12 protein-coding genes are annotated in these 19,576 nt (G+C 53.5%); 5 read left to right on the forward strand and 7 right to left on the reverse strand.

Features of this window, described 5'->3' with window-relative positions:
* Window positions 1-2 precede the first annotated feature (2 nt).
* Window positions 3-476, reverse strand: coding sequence for an NYN domain-containing protein (locus tag L1D43_RS03235; protein ID WP_239849931.1), 474 nt, complete (start codon window positions 474-476; stop codon window positions 3-5).
* Window positions 477-680: 204 nt separating this feature from the next.
* On the opposite strand from L1D43_RS03235, the gene L1D43_RS03240 reads away from it, so the two are divergent.
* The gene (locus L1D43_RS03240) at window positions 681-2,276 is read left to right on the forward strand and encodes a sulfotransferase (protein WP_239849932.1); all 1,596 of its coding nucleotides are present in this window, start codon (window positions 681-683) and stop codon (window positions 2,274-2,276) included.
* A 196-nt stretch (window positions 2,277-2,472) separates the two neighbouring features.
* On the opposite strand, the gene L1D43_RS03245 is transcribed toward L1D43_RS03240, so the two are convergent.
* The 3 genes from L1D43_RS03245 to L1D43_RS03255 all read right to left on the reverse strand — a co-directional run bounded on the left by L1D43_RS03245 (window position 2,473) and on the right by L1D43_RS03255 (window position 5,384).
* Window positions 2,473-3,660 (reverse strand): aspartyl/asparaginyl beta-hydroxylase domain-containing protein, encoded by a 1,188-nt coding sequence (locus L1D43_RS03245; protein ID WP_239849933.1) that lies wholly within the window; start codon window positions 3,658-3,660, stop codon window positions 2,473-2,475.
* Between the two features lie 16 nt (window positions 3,661-3,676).
* Complete coding sequence (locus L1D43_RS03250; protein WP_239849934.1) at window positions 3,677-4,810, reverse strand: sulfotransferase; 1,134 nt, start codon at window positions 4,808-4,810, stop codon at window positions 3,677-3,679.
* A 70-nt stretch (window positions 4,811-4,880) separates the two neighbouring features.
* Window positions 4,881-5,384, reverse strand: coding sequence for a GNAT family N-acetyltransferase (locus tag L1D43_RS03255; RefSeq protein WP_239849935.1), 504 nt, complete (start codon window positions 5,382-5,384; stop codon window positions 4,881-4,883).
* Window positions 5,385-5,600: 216 nt separating this feature from the next.
* Between L1D43_RS03255 and L1D43_RS03260 the strand changes: the two genes are divergently transcribed.
* From L1D43_RS03260 to L1D43_RS03275, 4 genes are all read left to right on the forward strand, one after another.
* Entirely contained in the window at window positions 5,601-6,827 is a 1,227-nt protein-coding gene (locus L1D43_RS03260; RefSeq protein WP_239849936.1) for an efflux RND transporter periplasmic adaptor subunit, read from the forward strand.
* Window positions 6,827-9,931 (forward strand): multidrug efflux RND transporter permease subunit, encoded by a 3,105-nt coding sequence (locus L1D43_RS03265; RefSeq protein ID WP_239849937.1) that lies wholly within the window; start codon window positions 6,827-6,829, stop codon window positions 9,929-9,931. The genes L1D43_RS03260 and L1D43_RS03265 overlap by 1 nt, the downstream gene beginning before the upstream one ends.
* An 856-nt stretch (window positions 9,932-10,787) precedes the next feature.
* Window positions 10,788-14,387: a PilC/PilY family type IV pilus protein gene (locus tag L1D43_RS03270; protein WP_239849938.1), complete on the forward strand. Its 3,600-nt coding sequence runs from the start codon at window positions 10,788-10,790 to the stop codon at window positions 14,385-14,387.
* Window positions 14,388-14,491: 104 nt separating this feature from the next.
* Window positions 14,492-14,803, forward strand: a complete 312-nt coding sequence (locus tag L1D43_RS03275; RefSeq protein ID WP_239849939.1) for a TapY2 family type IVa secretion system protein — start codon at window positions 14,492-14,494, stop codon at window positions 14,801-14,803.
* A gap of 52 nt (window positions 14,804-14,855) precedes the next feature.
* Here the strand turns inward: L1D43_RS03275 and L1D43_RS03280 are convergent, their stop codons facing one another.
* From L1D43_RS03280 to ettA, 3 genes are all read right to left on the reverse strand, one after another.
* Window positions 14,856-15,974 carry a PepSY-associated TM helix domain-containing protein gene (locus L1D43_RS03280; RefSeq protein WP_239849940.1) on the reverse strand — a complete coding sequence of 373 codons (1,119 nt, stop codon included), beginning with the start codon at window positions 15,972-15,974 and terminating at the stop codon, window positions 14,856-14,858.
* 428 nt (window positions 15,975-16,402) lie between these two features.
* Window positions 16,403-17,521: a metallophosphoesterase gene (locus L1D43_RS03285; protein ID WP_239851027.1), complete on the reverse strand. Its 1,119-nt coding sequence runs from the start codon at window positions 17,519-17,521 to the stop codon at window positions 16,403-16,405.
* 213 nt (window positions 17,522-17,734) lie between these two features.
* Entirely contained in the window at window positions 17,735-19,399 is a 1,665-nt protein-coding gene (gene ettA, locus L1D43_RS03290; protein WP_041510464.1) for an energy-dependent translational throttle protein EttA, read from the reverse strand.
* Window positions 19,400-19,576: the final 177 nt, after the last annotated feature.

Here is a 19,576-nt window from a genome sequence, read left to right on the forward strand (position 1 = left end):
CATTAGCGCAGCAGCTCGCCTTCGATGGGGTGAAACTCTGTGGCGGCGTCCATCAACGCCTTGGCGGTGAGTTCAGGTACGCCGTAAACCTGGGTTTCTACGGTATGCTTGCTTGCGATATGCTCGAGCAGCATGGCGAAGTCACCATCCCCAGAGAGTAAGATGACTGCGTCCACCTCGGCGGCCAGCTCCATGATATCTATGGTGATCCCAACGTCCCAGTCTCCCTTGGCGCTACCGTCGCTGCGCTGAATAAAGGGCTTTAGCTTGACCTCGAAGCCGATATGCTTGAGGGCATCCTGAAACTTGATCTGACCGTCATCGCCCCGGTCGATAGCATAGGCAAGCGCCTTCACTATCTCTCCCTGCTCATTGAGCCTCTGCCACAGCGCGTGATAGTTAAACTGACGACCATAGGCCTGGCGGCAGGTGTAATAGATGTTCTGGACATCGACAAAGAGGGCGATTCGTTTCACGCAGATACTTCGAGTTGCTGAGTCATGAGATGACCATAACCTAGCGGCACTAAGAGGGGAAGGGGAAAGAGGAGAAGAGGCTGAGACAAACGGCTTTGTTAACACCTCGTTGCTTTTGTTGGGGCGCGATGTTTAGAATAGGCCTGCAAACCAAGATCACAGTCGCAGTCACTTAAATAATAACGATAACAACAGGAGTATGACTTGAGTCGAGAAGCGCGCTATTTAGAAGAAGCCAGAGCCTTTTATCAGAGTGGAAAATTTTCCTCTGCCGGCATCTATGCCCGTAAGGTGATTCGCAGAGAACCCAGTAATGGTGAGGCGCAGGCGCTATTGGGTCACCTCGCTTTTCGAAGTGGTGAGCATCAAGAAGCCTTGAGCTGCTATCTAAGGGCCCAAGCCGCTGGATTTCAAGATCAAGAACTGCGCCTAAATCTGGTGACCCTGCATGAGCGCCGCGAGGCCTTCTTCGATGCCGTCAACTTACTCAGAAACTTGGTTGAAGAGACGCCGCAAGATTTAAGCCTGCAACTGCGTCTGGGGATAAACGCCAGTCGCACCGGCGATATGACGACGGCCGAGTCGGCGCTACTTGCTGCGTTAGCGGGTGATGAACAGGCGCCGCAGGCAAGCCTGAACCTTGGGCATGTCTACAAGGCCAAGGGGGACACAGATAAGGCCGCAGCCTTCTACCATGATTATATTCGTTTGGCGCCCAGTCAGCAGGCGACCGCCTACTGGAGTCTGGCGGATCTGAAAAACTATCGGTTCACCGAGCAAGATGAAACTGCTCTCAAGGCCAATATCGCCTCTGAGGAGTTCTCTCAGGCGAGCCAGTCTCTGCTTCATTTCGCCCTTAATCGCGTCTATGAACAGCGCAAACAGGGCGAGTTAGCCTTCGATGCGGTGCGAATGGCCAACCAGCTGATGCGTCCACTACGCCCCTTTAAGAGAGAGGCCTTTACCCGCTTGGTCGATAGCCTCAAGTCGGCTGAGGTGAAGCCGCGCGGTGAAGAGACTAGCGGGCCTTGGACACCTATCTTTATTGTTGGCATGCCGCGCTCAGGCACCACACTATGTGAGCAGATCCTGGCAAGCCACAGTCAGGTTGCGGCAACCGATGAGCTGCCCTTCATGGAGCGTCTGGCGCTGAGCCTGGAGATGAAGGGAGGCTATGGCGCCATGTTACCTCAGCTGTCCAGCGAGCAGATAGCTCAGATGCGTCAGCAGTATATCGAGCAGGTGAACCAGTATCTTAAGGCCCAGGGTGAAGCGTCGCCAAGCCTAGTGCCAAGCTTAGTGATTGACAAGAACCCCAATAACTTCATCCATATCGGGCTTATCAAGACGCTGTTTCCCGAGGCCAAGATAATCAACGTGATCCGCGATGCCAGAGACAACGCCATGGGGGTCTATAAGCAGCATTTTAGCCATGGTCACGACTACTCTTACCATCTGGATGATATCTGCCACTACTGGCAGCTATACCTGGAATTGATGAGTCACTGGCAAGCGGCCTATGGTGATAGCCTATATCATCTTTGTTTCGAAGAGCTGGTGAAGGCGCCGGACGAGGAGATCCCCGCCATGGTGGACTATGTCGGCCTGGCACTCGAGCCTGGCTGTCTTAAGTTTTATGAGTCAAAGCGCAGCGTGCTGACCCCCAGTGCCAGCCAGGTGAGAAGACCGATGAACCCTAAGGCGATAGGCCAGAGTGAAGCCTATGCGGCCTTTATTCCCAATGCCTATCGCACCTTGAGCGAGATTGCCGACAAGGCCCATAAGACCTTCTTGAGTTGATGGGGTGTTAGCCAAGCTTGTTGACCTAAAAGGTGACTAAATAAATGGTGACTAAGTAAAAGGTAGCTAAGTAAAAGGTGATTAGGTAAAAGGGCGACACAAGTGTGTCGCCCTTTTCTTTGTCTGAAGCAGATTGCTGACTGTAATTGGCCTCAGCTTTTGGCCCTAGCTGTTGGAGATAGTATTGGCCATAGTGTTAGTTAAGCTGGCCGTGACACTGCTTATATTTTTTGCCTGAGCCGCAGGGGCAAGGGCTGTTACGAGTCAGTCCTGCACCTAGCTGTGAACCTGTTTTTGCTTCGCCCGATGGTTCTGGTTCCGCCTCGCTCACTTTTGTGGCAACGGCGCTTGGCGGTATCGACGCCCTTTGCGTAGTCTTTTGCGTAGTCTTTTGCGTAGCCCCTTGCGGCGCGGCATTGTTTACCTGGGCCAATTCCGGGCTCATGGCCGGGCCCATGATCAGGTGAACCAGCACCTTCATCGCCGATGTCTGGCTGTCTACCATTACCTGATTCTCCAGCGGGGCAGCCTGTGCCAAAGTTTGTTGCCGCAGTCGATGGAAGGCATCCCAGCCGGCCTTATCATCGCCAAACTGTGACCAGATAGCCTGCCAATCCAGTGCAAAGTCATTGAGTAATTTGATAAAGCGCTCACTTGCCTGGGGGGTGTTATTCGGTGTGGCTTGGATCTGCGAGCCTAGCTCTTGAGTCAGCAGACGCACCTCGCTGGGGGGCATCACCAGAGGAAAGTTTACCTTCTCTGTGATGATCTCTGGCTGACTACCTGGGATGAAACTCAGGTGCTTGGACTTAAAGCTTGGGTCATCTAACTGGCCGTAGGGCAGCGAGGCTTCGTCGATCATCTGCCAGAAACGACTCGAGCCCATGGTGTCGATAACCAGATGAACCCGCATCTTGTCACTCTTGTTCACCACCTTGTGGTATTTCCAGGAGTCGAAGATCCAGCATTCTCCCTCGCCCATGTGTACCTGCTTATCGTCGCAGTGAAACTGCACCGCGTCGTCTGTGACGATGGGGATATGGATACGCACCCGGTTGTGCCAATGGTAGTTGATGTCGCTGTGCAAAGGCACCTCGCAGCCGGGGGCCAGACGCATCAAACGAGAGCGGCCAATTACCTCACCGAAGGAGGCGATAACCTGCTGAAGATAGGGGCTCTGCAGCAGTGCCGGAGTGGGACTCATGGGGCCCTTAAACTCGTTGTTAAAGCTGCCGCCGACCGAGATGAGGGCGATGGCCGAATTGCCTTTAAAGCTTTCATGATGGGCGCGCCAGTCTTCCTCGGTGAAGGCCGACAGCTCCTGTTGCAGGCGCTCGACATCAAAGCTTAGGGGCAGACGGTAGAACTCTTTTGCTAACTTCATAATCTCTCTTTTATCCCTATTGCAGTTTGCCGTGACAGGCCTTGTATCTCAGCCCAGAGCCACAGGGGCAAGGGGCATTGCGGGCGGTATTGGGGTAGCTAGTGCTGGAAGCGCCTGGATTAGAAGCGCCCGGATTTGAAAAGCCTGAATTGGAAAAGCGTGTGCTCGCCCCGTGAGCCGCGCGCTCGCCTGGTGTCCCCTGCTTCGCTGTTGACTCCAACGACGGTGTGGTATCGGGCTCAGTATCTGCCGCACTCAGAGGTGGCGAGGGTAATTCTGTGGCAAAGGGGGAGAGGCCTCTAGCTATCAGCCTCTGATTTATTTTGTCGAGACAGGCTTGTGTTTGGGGCCAGATGGCGTTTATGGCCGCATAGTTGGCCAGCCATTTATCGGCCTTAGGAGCCGAGACAGTGTAGCGGGAGTGAGGCAGTTTGCCATCGCATCGCTCTGCCAGCGAGGCATCCAGAGGGAGCTGGCAGAAGTCGACTATCTTCTGGGTGGTTCCCTTAGGATCGGCAACCAAGTCATGATAGCTCACCAGGTGCCAGCGATCCTGGGGCAGTTTATCCAGTGAGGCCATGATATGGTCATTTGCCTGACACCATTGAAAACAGGCGACCTGCTCTAGGGGTTTTCCTCTTAATGCCTGCCAGCCTGGCGGCAACAAGAGTGACCAGTCGCCGCCCCAGCCGGGTAGCCCCGGGTAGGTGCGAAAACGGCCGCTGCGCCAGGCCTGCATTATGCTGGCAATATTTTCCTTGGGATCCCTGACCAGATAGATGAAGTGCGCATCGGGAAAAAGTTTATTGAGAAAATCGATACGCAGGCTGTTCTTGGGGGTCTTCTCCAGAAAGCGGATCGGCCCGAGTTTGTCTTGATAGGGCGCTCCTTGGTGGTCTCGTAGCGCCGCTTCAAAGTCAGCCTTGAGCTGCTGGTCGATGTCGGCACCCCAGTCGCTAATGTCCAGTGCGTTGGAGGCAAAACCCTTGGCGGTGATATTGAGCTGTCTATGTTTCTCTATGACGGCATGGCTCTCACCGCCTATGGTCCAGAGAGATTCGCTATGGCTTAAGAGTTCAAATAATAGGGTGCTGCCGGATCGCGGCGCCGAGATGATAATAATGGGTCTATCGAAACAGGATTGATGCAACAGCGCCACCTTCTGTAGGGTGTTTGGATATTGTTATGGTGGCTTTACTTTAATGTTATTGCAGAAAAACTCAAGTGGACGATTCTTCCTGGTAGTGCATCAAAACGAGCTGTTTGCCTTGAGTCTGGTAGCGCCTTTGCAGCTGCAGCAGCTCGCTGGGAGGGTTATTGGGTAACATGAAGCCCAGGCCGTGGTAGAAAGCAGTGAGTTCGGCTTCGCAAAACAGGAAACTGGGCGCCGCGCCAAGTGTCGGTGCCAACGCCTGCATCAGGCTTGTACCCAGGCCTTGTCCCCTTAAATGTGGATGAACTAACAGGCCTGTCAGCAGGTGATAGGGACCTATTGGGCGAATGCGCGCCGCGGCGGCTATCTGTCTGTCTTCTAAAAGTAGGCTCTTTCGCTCTTGCCTTGTTTGATGCTCTATCGTCTGCGTTTTACTTGCCTGTTCGGTCAGCTCACCGAAGTAGACGACGCAGAGGGCTTCTTTCTTGGCGATCCTGGCGTGAGGCATGAACGCCTTGTAGAAGGTAAATGCCTGTGCACGGCTGTCGTTATCTAGCCAGTCGAGTTTCATGCTTGCTTGTCTTTTCCCAATTTACGCTGCTTGTGATTCATCAGCCGAAAGTTAGCGTGCTCGCTATCTGTCATGCTTGGCCGACATACCTGTTTGCACTCTTGTTAATCAATGAGTATGACGCTTTGCGCAGCTTTACATTGCTTTACCCTCTAAGCCACGGCGCCATTTTACAATAGGGGCACTCGAAAAGCCCATGGATAAGATACCGTCCCAATGGATAAGAAATACCTGTTTATTCCTCTTGGCCTGCTAGTCCTGGCCGTGCTGTTCACCTTTGCCCTCGCCGACAAGCAGGCTGAGGGGCAGTCGTTACAAGCGACTAACACCAAAGCGACTAATACCACAGCAGCAAGCACCAAAGGCGCTAATGCCACAGCAGTTAATGCCAGGGCCGTTAATATCAGAGCCCTTAATAACAGAGCCGTGCCTATCGCCAGTGCCAGGGTTGAGGCCCACCAGGTGGCGCAGCACCTGTCGTTAGTGGGTAAGTTGGCCGCCAATCACTCGGTACAGATCGCCGCCGAGGTGGCGGGTAAGGTGCAGGCGATCAATTTAAGTGATAATCAGGCCGTGGAACAGGGACAGGTATTGGTGCGTCTCGAAGATGCCAAGGCCAAGGCAAACCTGGCCGAGGCCAAGGCCTATCTCAATGACGAGCGGCGCAAATTAGGCGAATACCAGCGACTCATAGGTAAGCACGCCATCACTCAGACCGAGATAGATGCCCAGTTGGCCAGTGTCGATATCGCCAAGGCCAGGCTAGAGGCTGCACAGGCGGATTTGGACTATCACACGCTTAAGGCGCCCTTCGATGGCGTCGTGGGGCTGGTGGACTTTAGTCTGGGCAAGCTGGTGAGTGTCGGCAGTGAGTTGGTAAGCCTGGACGATCTCTCCAGCATGCGCCTGGATCTGCAGATCCCCGAGCGTTATCTGTCGCAGATCTATATGGGTATGCCTGTGGTGGCCAGCAGCAGTGCCTGGCCTGGCGCCGAGTTTCATGGTCAGGTGGTGGCCATGGCCCCAAGGATCAATCCTGAGACCCTCAATCTCAAGGTGAGGGTGAATTTCGATAACCCGGATCATCGGCTAAGGCCCGGCATGTTGATCTCGGCGCGGCTCAATTTTGACCCCGTGACCCAGGCCGTGGTACCGGTTCAGGCATTGGAGTATTCCGGCACCAAACGTTTCGTCTATGTGGTGGGTAGCGACAATATCGCCCACCGCACTCGGGTGACCCTGGGGGCGCGTATTGACGATCAGGTGCTGATCGATGATGGCTTATCCCTGGGGGACACCATAGTGGTCAAGGGGCTGGTAAACATGCGTGATGGCATCAAGGTAGAGGATGTCGAGGCCAGCCAGCTGGCCGACAGCTCGGGCGAGGGACGGCTATCAGAGGCCCAGACGGGCGAAGCTGAACTCACGCGAGGACAGAGCTAATGTTGCTGTCGGATCTGTCGGTGAAACGCCCTGTGGTGGCGATCGTCCTAAGCCTGTTGCTGTGTGTGTTTAGTCTGGTGAGTTTTTCCAAACTGGCGGTGCGTGAGATGCCGGACGTGGAGAGCCCTGTGGTCACTGTGATGACAACCTACAGCGGCGCCTCGGCCAGCATCATGGAGAGTCAAATTACCACTGTGCTCGAGGATGAGCTGACGGGAATAAGCGGCATAGATGAGATCACCTCAGTGACCCGCAACGGCATGTCGCGCATCACCATCAGCTTCGATCTCGACTGGAACCTGACCGAGGGGGTGAGCGATGTTCGCGATGCCGTGGCCAGGGCACAGCGCCGCCTGCCCGACGAGGCGGACGAGCCGATCGTCTCTAAAGACAATGGTTCGGGCGAGCCCTCTGTCTACATTAACCTTAGCTCCAGCACCATGGACAGGACTCAGCTGACCGATTATGCCCAGCGGGTGTTGGAAGACAGGTTTAGCCTGATAACCGGGGTCAGCTCGGTCAATATCTCCGGCGGCCTCTACAAGGTGATGTATGTGCAGCTGGATCCCAAGTTGATGGCCGGGCGTGGGGTGACCACCACAGATATTAGCAATGCGCTGCGCAGCGAGAATGTGGAGAGCCCGGGCGGCGAGGTGCGTAACGACACCACTGTGATGACGGTACGCACCGCCAGACTCTATCTGCATCCCGAGGACTTCGACTATCTGGTGGTGCGCAGCGCCAGCGACGGCAGCCCCATCTATCTTAAGGATGTCGCCAAGGTGTTTATCGGCGCCGAGAATGAGAACTCTACCTTCAAGAGTGACGGCGTGCCTAACCTCAGCCTGGGTATCGTGGCACAGTCCGATGCTAACCCGCTACAGGTGGCGCAGCGGGTGCATCAGGAGGTGGACAAGTTGCAGAAGTTTCTGCCCGAGGGGACACAGCTGTCGGTGGACTATGACTCGACCGTGTTTATCGACCAGTCGATCGGCGAGGTGTACAACACCCTCTATATCACCGGCGCCCTTGTGGTGCTGGTGCTCTACCTGTTTATTGGTCAGGCGAGGGCGACGCTGATCCCGGCGGTGACAGTGCCGGTTTCCTTGATCTCGGCCTTCATCGCCGCCAACTACCTCGGCTACTCCATCAACCTGCTCACCCTGATGGCGCTTATCTTAGCCATAGGCCTGGTGGTGGATGATGCCATAGTAGTGGTCGAGAACATCTTCCATCATATCGAGCGAGGAGAGCCGCCTATTCTAGCGGCCTATAAGGGGGCCAGAGAGGTGGGGTTTGCCGTGGTGGCGACCACCGCCGTGTTGGTGATGGTGTTTCTGCCAATCTCATTCATGGACGGCATGGTGGGACGTCTGTTTACCGAGTTTGCCGTGATGCTCGCCATGGCGGTGATCTTCTCATCGGTGATCGCGCTCACCCTGACCCCAGTGCTCGGTAGCAAGTTACTCAAGCGTAAGCATGAGCCTAATGCCCTTAACCGTCTGATGGACGCAGGATTCTCAAGGCTGGAGGCCGTCTATCGCCGCTGCCTGGCCTGGGCGGTGCGTTTTCGCCTGGGGGCGCCTGTGGTGATCATCGCCTGTGTTTTTGGCAGTGGTCTATTGATGAAGCAGGTACCGGCGCAGCTGGCCCCTCAGGAAGACAGGGGGGTGATCTTCGCCTTCGTGAAGGGCGCCGAGGGCACCAGCTATAACCGGATGACGGCTAACATGGATATCGTCGAGCAGCGACTGATGCCACTGCTGAGCCAGGGAGTGATCAAATCCTTCAGCGTTCAGGCGCCGGCATTCGGCGGACGCGCCGGCGATCAAACCGGCTTTGTGATCATGCAGTTGGAAGATTGGCAGGCCCGTGACATCAATGCGCAACAGGCATTGGGCATAGTGGCTAAGGCGCTTAAGGGGATCCCGGATGTGATGGTGCGGCCCATGCTACCCGGCTTTAGGGGGCAGTCTAGTGAGCCGGTCCAATTTGTGTTGGGGGGCAGCGACTATGATGAGCTGTTTAAGTGGGCCAGCGAGCTTAAGGCGATTGCCGATGCTTCGCCCATGGTGACCGGCGCGGACCTCGACTATGCCGAAACCACGCCTGAGCTGGTGGTGAGTGTGGACAGGCAGCGCGCCGCTGAGCTGGGGATCAGCGTCGCCCAGGTCTCTCAGACGCTGGAGGTGATGCTTGGGGGTCGCAGTGAGACTAGTTTCATTGAGCGTGGCGAAGAGTACGACGTGTATCTGAGGGGAAAGGAGGAGAGCTTCAACAGCATGGCGGATCTGAGTCAGATCTATATGCGCGCCGCTAACGGCGAACTGATCACCTTAGATGCCATTACCCATGTCGAGGAGGTGGCCTCGGCGCACAAGCTGAGTCATACCAATAAGCAGAAGTCGATCACCCTCAAGGCCAATCTTGGAGAGGGCTACACCTTAGGCGAGGCGCTGGATTTTCTCGATGCCAAGGCGATTGAGATCTTGCCTGGCGATATCAGTATCGGCTACACGGGTGAGTCCAAGGATTTTAAGGAAAACCAGAGTAGCGTCATGCTGGTCTTTGCCCTGGCGTTGCTGGTGGCCTACCTGGTGCTGGCGGCGCAATTCGAGAGTTTTATCAACCCTCTGGTGGTGATGTTGACTGTACCCATGGGGATCTTCGGTGGCTTCATGGGTCTCTATCTGATGGGCGTCGGGCTCAACATCTACAGCCAGATAGGGATGATCATGTTGATCGGCATGGTGACCAAGAATGGCATCCTGATCGTCGAATTTGCCAACCAGCTCAGGGATAGGGGGGCCTCACTGGAGTGTGCGATATTAGACGCCTCGGCGCGCCGCCTGCGCCCGATCCTGATGACGGCCTTTACTACCTTGGTGGGGGCCGTGCCCCTGATTTTATCGAGCGGCGCCGGTTCCGAGAGCCGAATCGCCGTGGGCACTGTGGTGTTCTTCGGTATGGCATTTGCGACCCTGGTGACCCTACTGGTGATCCCCGCCATGTATCGGTTGATCTCCGGTCGTACCCGATCACCCGGCTTTGTAGCCGAACAGTTAGAGCATGCTATCGCCAAACAGCAGGCGACAGGCGCCTAAATCATCCGCCAGCCTTGTCCGTGAAGACGAGGCTGGCGCGGCTGATGGGCGACGGGGCAAACAGTGGCTAAATAAACTAACTTCCGCTGAATTCAGATAATAAGTGCACCACTCTACAATCAATTGGGCATCTCTTATTCAGCAGCGTCGATTGAACGCTATACAGGTTTAAAAGAGAGTTGCTTAAGAGAGGAGGGTAAATCTTTGCCAATAGCATCGAATGATGACCTATTTAGGTCATATAGGTTTTATTAGATTTATTTCATATTTTGCGATGAGTAAATATTGTCATTAAGTTGAAAAATTTGCATCTTAAATAAAAGGTGAATATTTTTTGCGCCATATAGACTAAATATTCACTCAACGAGCCAGGATGACGCGGGTGTCATTTATACGACGCTCATCTTCATCTGGTTTGGCGCAGATAACTTGTTAGGTTAACGCCAGTATTTTTGTGAAAAATTCCTTTTATTCAATGTATTAGTTATTGGTTGATTTTTTACTTTAGTCTGGTGCCGTGTTTTTATTAAACTGGTCATTCCAGTGTCAATAAAATAGCATTTCTGTTATCCGAGTCTCTTATTCATTCGAAATTCGACGATCCTCCTGTTTGCATGATTCAATTTGGTTAAAAATGTTGCATTTTGTATCGATGGGGTGTTAAATCCGCTTTCTGTCGCACTTTTGTCTCATCCTAACTGGCTGAATTCATGCTTAAGGCTAGTGTTTCGCTGCCTGAAAGTCTGCATTTGGTTGATAGCCTCTAGCTATAGCGGATTTAGGCAATGAGCCATGAAAGTGGGATAAGGGGTCATTTAAAAAATTAAAAAGAATTTGAAGTAATAGGTTTAGTGAAATGGATATTTTGCGCGCTGGTCAGTCTGCTCTGGCAAATATCATCATGCAGCGAAAGGGAGAGCTTGTTAAACCCCTTGTCGCTCTGTTGACTGCCATCATGAGTCTTCTCTCGGCCTCTTCTTGGGCCGATGATACCGAGTTGTATGTCTATGAGGCGAGTGCACGAACGGGTGCCAGGCCACAGATCCTGCTTATCTTCGATAACTCAGGCAGTATGGGCACCACAGTCTATGATGTGGATGTGCCTTATAAGCCGGGGGCTGGTGGTAGTTCCAGTGTTAATAATGGCCAGCAAGGGATGCTCTATTATGTTAAGGGCGATCAGGGTAAGAATAAGTTGCCCAATCCCTATGATCCTAACGAGCGCCGTAAATTTTCCGCGTCCATTAACGGCTGTGAGAGCTCTTGGGAGTTGCTCAACGACTATGGCGTATTCACCGGTTTCTTCCGTAAGTATACCTTCAGCGGTGCCAACGGTGCCTGGCGTGAGTTTGGCGACAACAACGGCCTGAATGCCAAGGCGGTGGACTGTTACGAAGACATTCAAGATGGCAAGTATCTCAATGCCAGTGGATTGATTAAAGGCTTGCCGATCGATAGTCAAGGCTCGCCCACCACGCCAATCATATATACCCCAGCAAGCGAGGGTTCTGATGAGAGTGTCAAGGAGAGAGCCAAAGAGTTGTCGCAGCTCACAGGCTTTGGTACCGGGCGGGTGCTGACTGTGTATACCGAGGATTACCTTCGTTGGTATCACAGTAAGAAGGCAACGGAAAATATAACTCGAATGGATTTGGCCAAAAATGCAATAAAAAACGTTATTTTAACCACGCCAGGAGTGGATTTCGGTCTGGCGATTTTTAACATGAATGGCCCGGACGATACCGAGAAGAATGGCCGTAACGGTGGCCGTATCATCAAAGCGATTAAGACCCTCTCGTCAGAAGAAAAAGTGAAGCTTCTCGAAGGCGTGCAGAAAATCGAGGGGGCGTGGAATACTCCTCTTTGCGAAACCCTCTACGAGGCATATCTCTACTTCGCCGGAAAGCCTATGCGCTTTGGCGATGATGATAAAAACTATCGAGGTAGAGGATGGTCGTATAACGCCAAACTGAACCCTGGCTTTGACGCCAATGCGCTGTTTGAGAAAACAAAAACCTATCAAAGCCCCTTCAAGAAGTGTCAGAACAACGCCTATATCGTCTATATTACAGACGGTGAACCGACCCTAGATAGCGCAGCAGACAAGTATGTAAAGCCGTTGACCCAAGGTGTCGATAAGCACAGCACCAGTTACATGAGTGCACTCTCAAGCTGGATGTATCGCAACGATGTGAATGATAAAGTGGATGGTGATCAACATGTGATCACCCACACCATTGGCTTCAGTGAGGGGGCAAAGAAGGCCGAAGCTCTGCTTAAGAAGGTGGCGAGCAAGGGGGGCGGAAGCTATTTCGATGCCACCGATACCACTAAGCTACAGGGCTCGATTCAACAGGCGGTGAATGAGGTGTTGGCCAATAGCGCCAGCTTCACCTCGCCTTCTGTGGCCAGTAACAACTTTAACCGCACCCAGACCTTTAACTATGCCTATTACTCCATGTTTCTGCCGGACAGGGGGCCGCGCTGGACGGGTAATATCAAGAAGTTCAGAGTCGACTCCGAAGGCAAGGTGCTCGACGCCGAGGGTAATCTGGCGATCGGCGAAGACGGCAATATTAAAGACAGTGCCTGTTCCTATTGGACGCCCAAGAAGCTCTGCGGCGATGGCAACGATGTGCGCAAGGGCGGCGTGCTGTCGGCCATGCAGAGTGCAGATAGTCGAACCCTCTACAGTAATCTGGGGGGCGGCATGGACAAGCTCAGTCTGTCGGCGGCGGCCAGTAAGGCAGGTGGTAAGGATGACCTGGCTAATTTCATGGGGGTGGATAAGAGTCAGCTGAAAGAACTCTTCGACTGGGCCAAGGGACTGGATGTGGACAACGAGAAGAACCTGTCTAGCATTGCCAATCCCACCAAGAACTGGCGCAGCGACATCATGGGCGATGCCCTGCACTCTAAGCCTCTGGCATTGAACTTCGGCAGTAAGTCCAGCCCAGATATTCGTATTTTGGTTGGCACCAACCATGGTTTCATGCATATGTTCAAGGATGACACCACTGCCAATGAGGTTAGCGAGAGCTGGGCCTTCATGCCCTATGAACTGCTGCCAAATATCCAGACCCTGAGAAACAATGTGCCGACGGGCGTGCACTCAGTCTATGGTGTCGACGGTTCTCCCGTGGCCTATGTGAAAAATGGCGCCTCGGGCGTAGAAAAAGCCTGGCTCTATTTCGGCATGCGCCGTGGTGGTGGTAGTTATTATGCCCTGGATATCAGTAACCCTGATTCGCCAAGTTTCAAGTGGCGTATCGATGCCAGCTCACCAGGCCTGAGTGAGCTGGGACAATCCTGGTCGACGCCGGTAGTGACCACGATTCGTAGCGCCAGCGGCACGGATAAGCCCGTGCTCATCTTCGGCGCCGGTTACTCGCCGGCAGGTAAGGATAGCACGAGTGTCGGAACCAAGGATAATAAGGGACGCGGCGTGTTTATCGTCGATGCCGATACGGGCAAACTCATCCATCAATTTGGCGTCGGTGGCGGAACGGCATTGCCAGGTATTCAGGACAGCATTCCCAGCGGTGTGGCGGTACTCGATGCCGACGGTGATGGCAACACCGACCGTATCTATGCGGTTGATACCGGCGGTAGCGTCTGGCGCATGGATATGCCAAGGGCGGATAAGGCCAGCTGGTCTGCCTTTAAGTTTGCCGATTTAGGTGGAAAGTCGCTGCTGCAGAATCGTCGTTTCTACTCGGCGCCTGCTGTGGCACAGACCTTGATTAATAACGTCTCTGTGGTTGATCATACGGTCAATGGCAAGAATACAAGGGTGACCACAAGTCAGAATGTGCCTTACGATGCCGTGGTGGTGGGCAGTGGTCACAGGGCGGCGCCGTCGGATACTTCCCGAGAGGATATCCTCTTCGTCCTGCAAGACAGAAACGTGGTGTCTCAGACCTTTGGCGGTACAGGCAGGCCTAAGGCGCCAGCGGCTTTGACCATCAGCGATCTCTATGAAAATACCAAGTCAGCAGCGGAGATCACGCCCGATAAGTTGGCTATCGGTAAGAAACTGGGTTGGTATTTCAAATTTCCCGATAAAGGTGAGAAGAACCTGTCACCGGCTGCCATTATCAAGGGTAAGGTGTTGTTTACGACTTTCGTTCCTGGTAATTCCAAGGATACTAATCAGTGTTTGAGCTCAGGTAAGGGATATTTAAGAAGCTTTAATCTTCAATATGGTACCAGAACCTACACCTCAACCAAGATCGAGGCGGGCAACTTGGTATTAGACACACCTCAGCTGGTGATCCCTGCCGACAATAAAGGTGGCCAAGGAAAGAATGGTAATGCCTATATGTATCTTATCGGCATAGGTAATGCCGCCGAGAAGATGGAGAAAGTTAACCCCGATGACGAATGCCCTGCCGGGAATAACCGCTGTATAGGTGGTCGTCTGCGCGCCAAAAAGCTCTACTACTATAGCGAGTAGTTGATGCAGTTGATGAGTAAGGGATGCAGTTCGAGTAGGTGATGCTGTTCGACCAAGAGATGCCGAGGCGTGAGATGATAAAGAGAATGATTGAGAGAATTAGCGTGAATAAATTAACTTTGCTGGCGTTAGTTGCTGGTTGTGTGATGGCCGGGCCATTGCAGGCGGAGCCCCGTGAAGACTACAAGTGTTTCATCGACACCAATAAGGGGCAGGTGCTGGTGCGTTTCTCCTGGCAGCCCAGCAAGGCGTCAAAGTATAAGAAGCAGCTCCTTGGCAGTGAGTTGCCCGCCTTGCCCCACACAGACGGTAAACCCATGCTGGTGAAACGTGTCTATGAGTGTGTCAAAAAAGAGGATGCATTTAGCACCAGCCAGGGACGCATGCTAGAGCATAACTGGCCCATGGAAGGCTAAATGCTATCGAATCCTTATCAAGAGGCCGGGTGATCACCCGGCCTTTTTTATCCTATCGGGCCAACACCTGCTCCTTCGAAGTCTTGCCTTGTGTTTGCTTAGTGCGGCGCCTTGTTTGCGGTTTGCGCCGGGTCTGCCACATCAAATAACCGGAGAGGGCCATCAGGCTCGGAAAAAAGCCCACCACACACCAGATAATTTTGCTGATAAGCCCGCCGAAATGGCCGTAATGCAGTGGACGAAAGCTGTCGACGAATTGGTAAAGTACGTCGGCCTGAGTGGCATCCACGCTGGCGGTGAGGCGACCCGCTTTATCATCGAAACTGACGATAGAACCATAGTCGCTGCGAAGCGCTCCGCTGTCTCTTGCGGCGCCAAAAAGGTGGATGCCGGGATAACTCTTGTCGGGAAAGCGTACATAATGGGCCTCGAAGCCCGGGATAACTTGATTTGCCTGAGTCAATAGCGCATCGAAATCCAGCTGCTTGTTGTAGTAGCTCTGGGTGATGGCGAGTGTCTTAGGATCTACCTCATCCCACTCTTCTAAGATGTGCGCTATGTTCCACCAGGCGCCGGTAAAGCCAAGGATTAGAAACAGCGGCGCGCCGACTATCCCCAGCATCTTGTGGCTATCGCTGAGAAACAGGCGCAGACTCTTGCCCCACCTAAGGGTAAAAAAGGTTCGCCAAAACTGACGGTGTAGTATAAATCCAGATAACGAAAGCAATATCAGCAAGACAGATATTAATGCGGTAACGGCTAGCCCCAGATGATCCGCCAGTAAGGTGTAGTGCAGCTCTAGGAGCCAATCCAGCAGGTAGTGACTCAGGTCGACGGGCTGGCTTAGCAAGTTGCCTTGGCTTGGGTCGACAAACAGGATCTGCCAGTCGTAGGTACCCTGCTTGGCCACATAGAGCTTGTCTGCCTCGCCGGCGCGAGCCGCAAACTGCCAGCCAAGAATTTCATGTTGCGGCAAGGCCTGGTCTGCCGCTCTCAGGAGCTGGGTAAAGCTCAGGCGGCTATCATCGGTGGCAAGCACCTTCTCAGGCATCAACAGGTGTTCGAGTTCGCTCTTAAACACCAAGACGCTGCCGGTCAGGGCGATGATAAATAGCGGCGCGGCGGCGAGGAGTCCGAGCCAGCCGTGCCATTTCCATAGGAGACGACGCATTAGATGATTACCTTTTGTTATGGCGCCATTCTGAAAGGTGCGAGTGGCAGGGTAGAAGAATCAGGCTTGAGGCTAACATTAATGAGAATCAATTTCATTCTCAAGTTTGATCCTGCGGCATTGAGTCACATTTTTAATCCAAAGCGCCGCATTAGACTCGTTATCCAGGGAGATGGGAGGTAAATATAATGAGCAGGGGACTTGGCTTGAATTGCCAGGTTCTCATTTCGTTCTTAAGTCGCTTTAGACTGCTAGATTGTGTCGGATTCAGGGGAGCTTTGGGTTTCAGGTTTCAGGATTTGGCTTAGAGGCTTAGAGGCTTAGAGGCTTAGACGTGGCGATGGCTTTATTTTTGGCCATCGCCACGTCTTTCAATAGAAGGAGCGCTAGACTGAGTCGAGCCTGAGCTTAGGCTGAGCTTTGCGGGCTTAAAGCGGCGTCTGTGTGCCGTCATACTGACCGCGGATAAGCTTGTCTTTCTCTATGAGGAGCAGTTCACCAGACAGGCCTTTTTTAATGCTGCTGTCGACGGCAATCACCCGGTTGTCGAAAAGGCCAAGCACTCGCGTCTGTGAGGTGTGGCCCACGACGATGCGCTTGACCTTGAAGTAGTCCAGGATATTGGCCAGTTCCTGGGTATCGAAGTCGGGCTTAAAGTAGCCGCGATACCAGGTGGGGCCGTTACCGAAGAAGAGAAAGTTAAGTAACTCATCTTGTTTTAATTCGGGCTTAGTCTTGTCGATATTTTCCCGGTAGAGACGGTTGGCTCTATCCAGTGTCAGCTCTCGGTCGACCCACTCCTGGCTGATGCCACCATGGAGAAAGAGGGTATCGTTTATCTTAACGATAGTGTGCTTGCTGCGTAGCCATTGGCCGAGTTCGCTGTCTTTGCCGTAGAGGTCCTGATATTGGCGATTAAGCAGGGTACTGGCCGTCTGATACTTGTCATTGACGTAGCGCAGATCGCCGCGCATCACCATCTGCTCATGATTTCCCATCAGCAGATGTAGCTGGCCACCGGCGGCCTTGGCCTGTCTGTCGAGTCGATACATGAACCAGAGTACTTCGTTGACCTGAGGGCCACGGTCAAACATGTCACCCGTCATCACCATATGGCCCTTGCCGAAGGCCCAGTTGTTATCCTGATCGATGATCTCGTTGCTGCGCAGCAGCTTGATCAGCACCTCATACTGGCCATGGACATCGCTGAGCGCCACTATCTTATCGACGCCCTGATAGCTGTCGGCCAGTACTTCAGTGGCCTGCGGATTCAGGCTGGGCTCAGGGAGCTGATCGCAATGTTCGGGGCGACTCAGCTGTCCCTGATTGACGCGGGTCTGTTTATGCTCGCCTTCGCAGATCCAATCGGCTATCTCCGCCTTGGGGTTGAGAAATAGATAGGGGCCGTCGCTAATGCCTGAATTCGTACTGGCTTGAGTCACTGCCTTAGTATCTTGCTGAGTTTGCGCCTGAGCGGCTAAAACCTGTAGGGGCAGTAAACCGGCCAGGCATAAGCTAGCCGTCTTTAGTGCCGAGTTTAGGGGCATTAGCCAGAGTGATCTATTCAAGACAAATCCTTTTATTATTCTGATGTTGTTGTCGGATAGGCGTTCAATCCTAGCACGCTTTTGTTTCCGTGTTAGCCCCTTTTAATGAGGGGAGCAGGCGTTGGGAAGAGAAGATAAAAAAACGGAGGCTACAGCCTCCGTTTATATGTGTTTTGCGCTACTGAAATTGCTCCAGAGTGCAAGATGCGCGAGTTAGCTGATGCGCTTGTACTTGAGACGGTGGGGCTCAATCACATCTGTGCCCAAGGTCTCTTTCAGCCAAGTCGAGTATTCTGTGTAGTTACCTTCGTAGAAGTTCACCTGACCCTCGTCGCGGTAGTCCAGGATATGGGTGGCGATTCTGTCGAGGAACCAACGGTCATGCGAGATCACCATGGCACAGCCTGGGAATTCCAGCAGGGCTTCTTCCAGTGCACGCAGGGTTTCGACGTCGAGATCGTTGGTGGGCTCATCGAGGAGCAGCACGTTGCCGCCAGCCTGGAGCAGCTTGGCTAGATGCACACGGTTGCGCTCACCGCCCGAAAGGGTGCCGATGATCTTCTGCTGATCGCCGCCGCGGAAGTTGAAACGGCCCACATAGGCGCGGCTCGGGATCTCTGTGTTGTTGATACGCATGATATCCTGACCGCCGGAGATCTCCTCCCATACGGTCGCCTTGTCGTTCATGGCATCGCGGAACTGTTCCACCGAGGCGATCTGTACCGTATCACCCACTTCAATGCTGCCGCTGTCTGGCTGCTCGGCGCCGCTGATCATCTTAAACAGGGTCGACTTACCGGCACCGTTTGCGCCGATAATACCGACGATGGCGCCTTTAGGTACGCTGAAGCTCAGGTTGTCGATAAGTACCCGATCGCCATAAGACTTGGTCAGGTTGTTGACTTCGATCACCTTGTCACCCAGGCGTGGCCCTGGCGGAATAAACAGCTCGTTGGTCTCGTTACGTTTCTGGTAGTCGTTGGTGTTCAGCTCTTCGAAGCGCGCCATACGGGCCTTGCCCTTTGACTGGCGGCCCTTGGCACCTTGACGAACCCACTCGAGTTCCTTGGCAATGGTCTTCTGGCGAGCGCTTTCGGCGGCCGATTCTTGTTGCAGACGGGCGTCTTTCTGCTCTAGCCATGAAGAGTAGTTGCCTTCCCAAGGAATACCCTCGCCACGGTCGAGTTCTAAGATCCAACCGGCGGCGTTGTCGAGGAAGTATCTATCGTGGGTAATGGCCACAACGGTACCCGTGTATTCTTGCAGGAAGCGCTCTAACCAGGCGACAGACTCGGCGTCCAAGTGGTTGGTCGGTTCGTCCAGCAGCAACATGTCTGGCTTTTCAAGTAGCAGACGACAGATGGCCACACGGCGACGCTCACCACCTGATAGCACTTCAATCTTCTCATCCCAATCCGGCAGGCGCAGCGCGTTAGCGGCGCGTTCGAGAATATTGTCCAGGTTGTGGGCATCCTGGGCCTGGATGATGGCTTCTAGTTCGCCTTGCTCCTTGGCAAGGGCGTCGAAATCGGCATCTGGCTCGGCATACAGGGCATAAACCTCGTCGAGACGGGTCAGGGCGTTCTTGGCCTCGCTTACCGCTTCTTCGATCGCTTCTCGTACGGTTTGTTGGGGATCTAGCTTAGGCTCCTGGGGCAGGTAACCTATCTTAAGATCCTGCATTGGACGCGCTTCACCCTCAATCTCGGTATCGATACCGGCCATGATGCGCAGCAGGGTAGACTTACCCGAACCGTTGAGACCCAATACACCAATCTTGGCGCCGGGGAAAAAGCTTAAGGAAATATCTTTGAGGATCTGCTTCTTCGGCGGGACTATCTTGCCCACGCGTAGCATGCTGTATACAAACTGAGCCATAAAAAAGTTTACTCACTGACGAAACAATGGGGGCAATTCTACTGTAATCGCCCTAGAACTTAAATCGGATTTTCGGTGGCAGATTTTAGCTCGCATTGTCGCCCCTCTCATAGTGAGACGTTTTTGTTTTGTGACCCAGTGTAAAAATTGTTAACATCTGCGCAACCTAGGCTGGCC

It is taken from the genome of Shewanella sp. Isolate8 (genome assembly GCF_022398495.1).
In the GTDB taxonomy this organism is placed as follows: Bacteria; Pseudomonadota; Gammaproteobacteria; order Enterobacterales; family Shewanellaceae; genus Shewanella; species Shewanella aquimarina.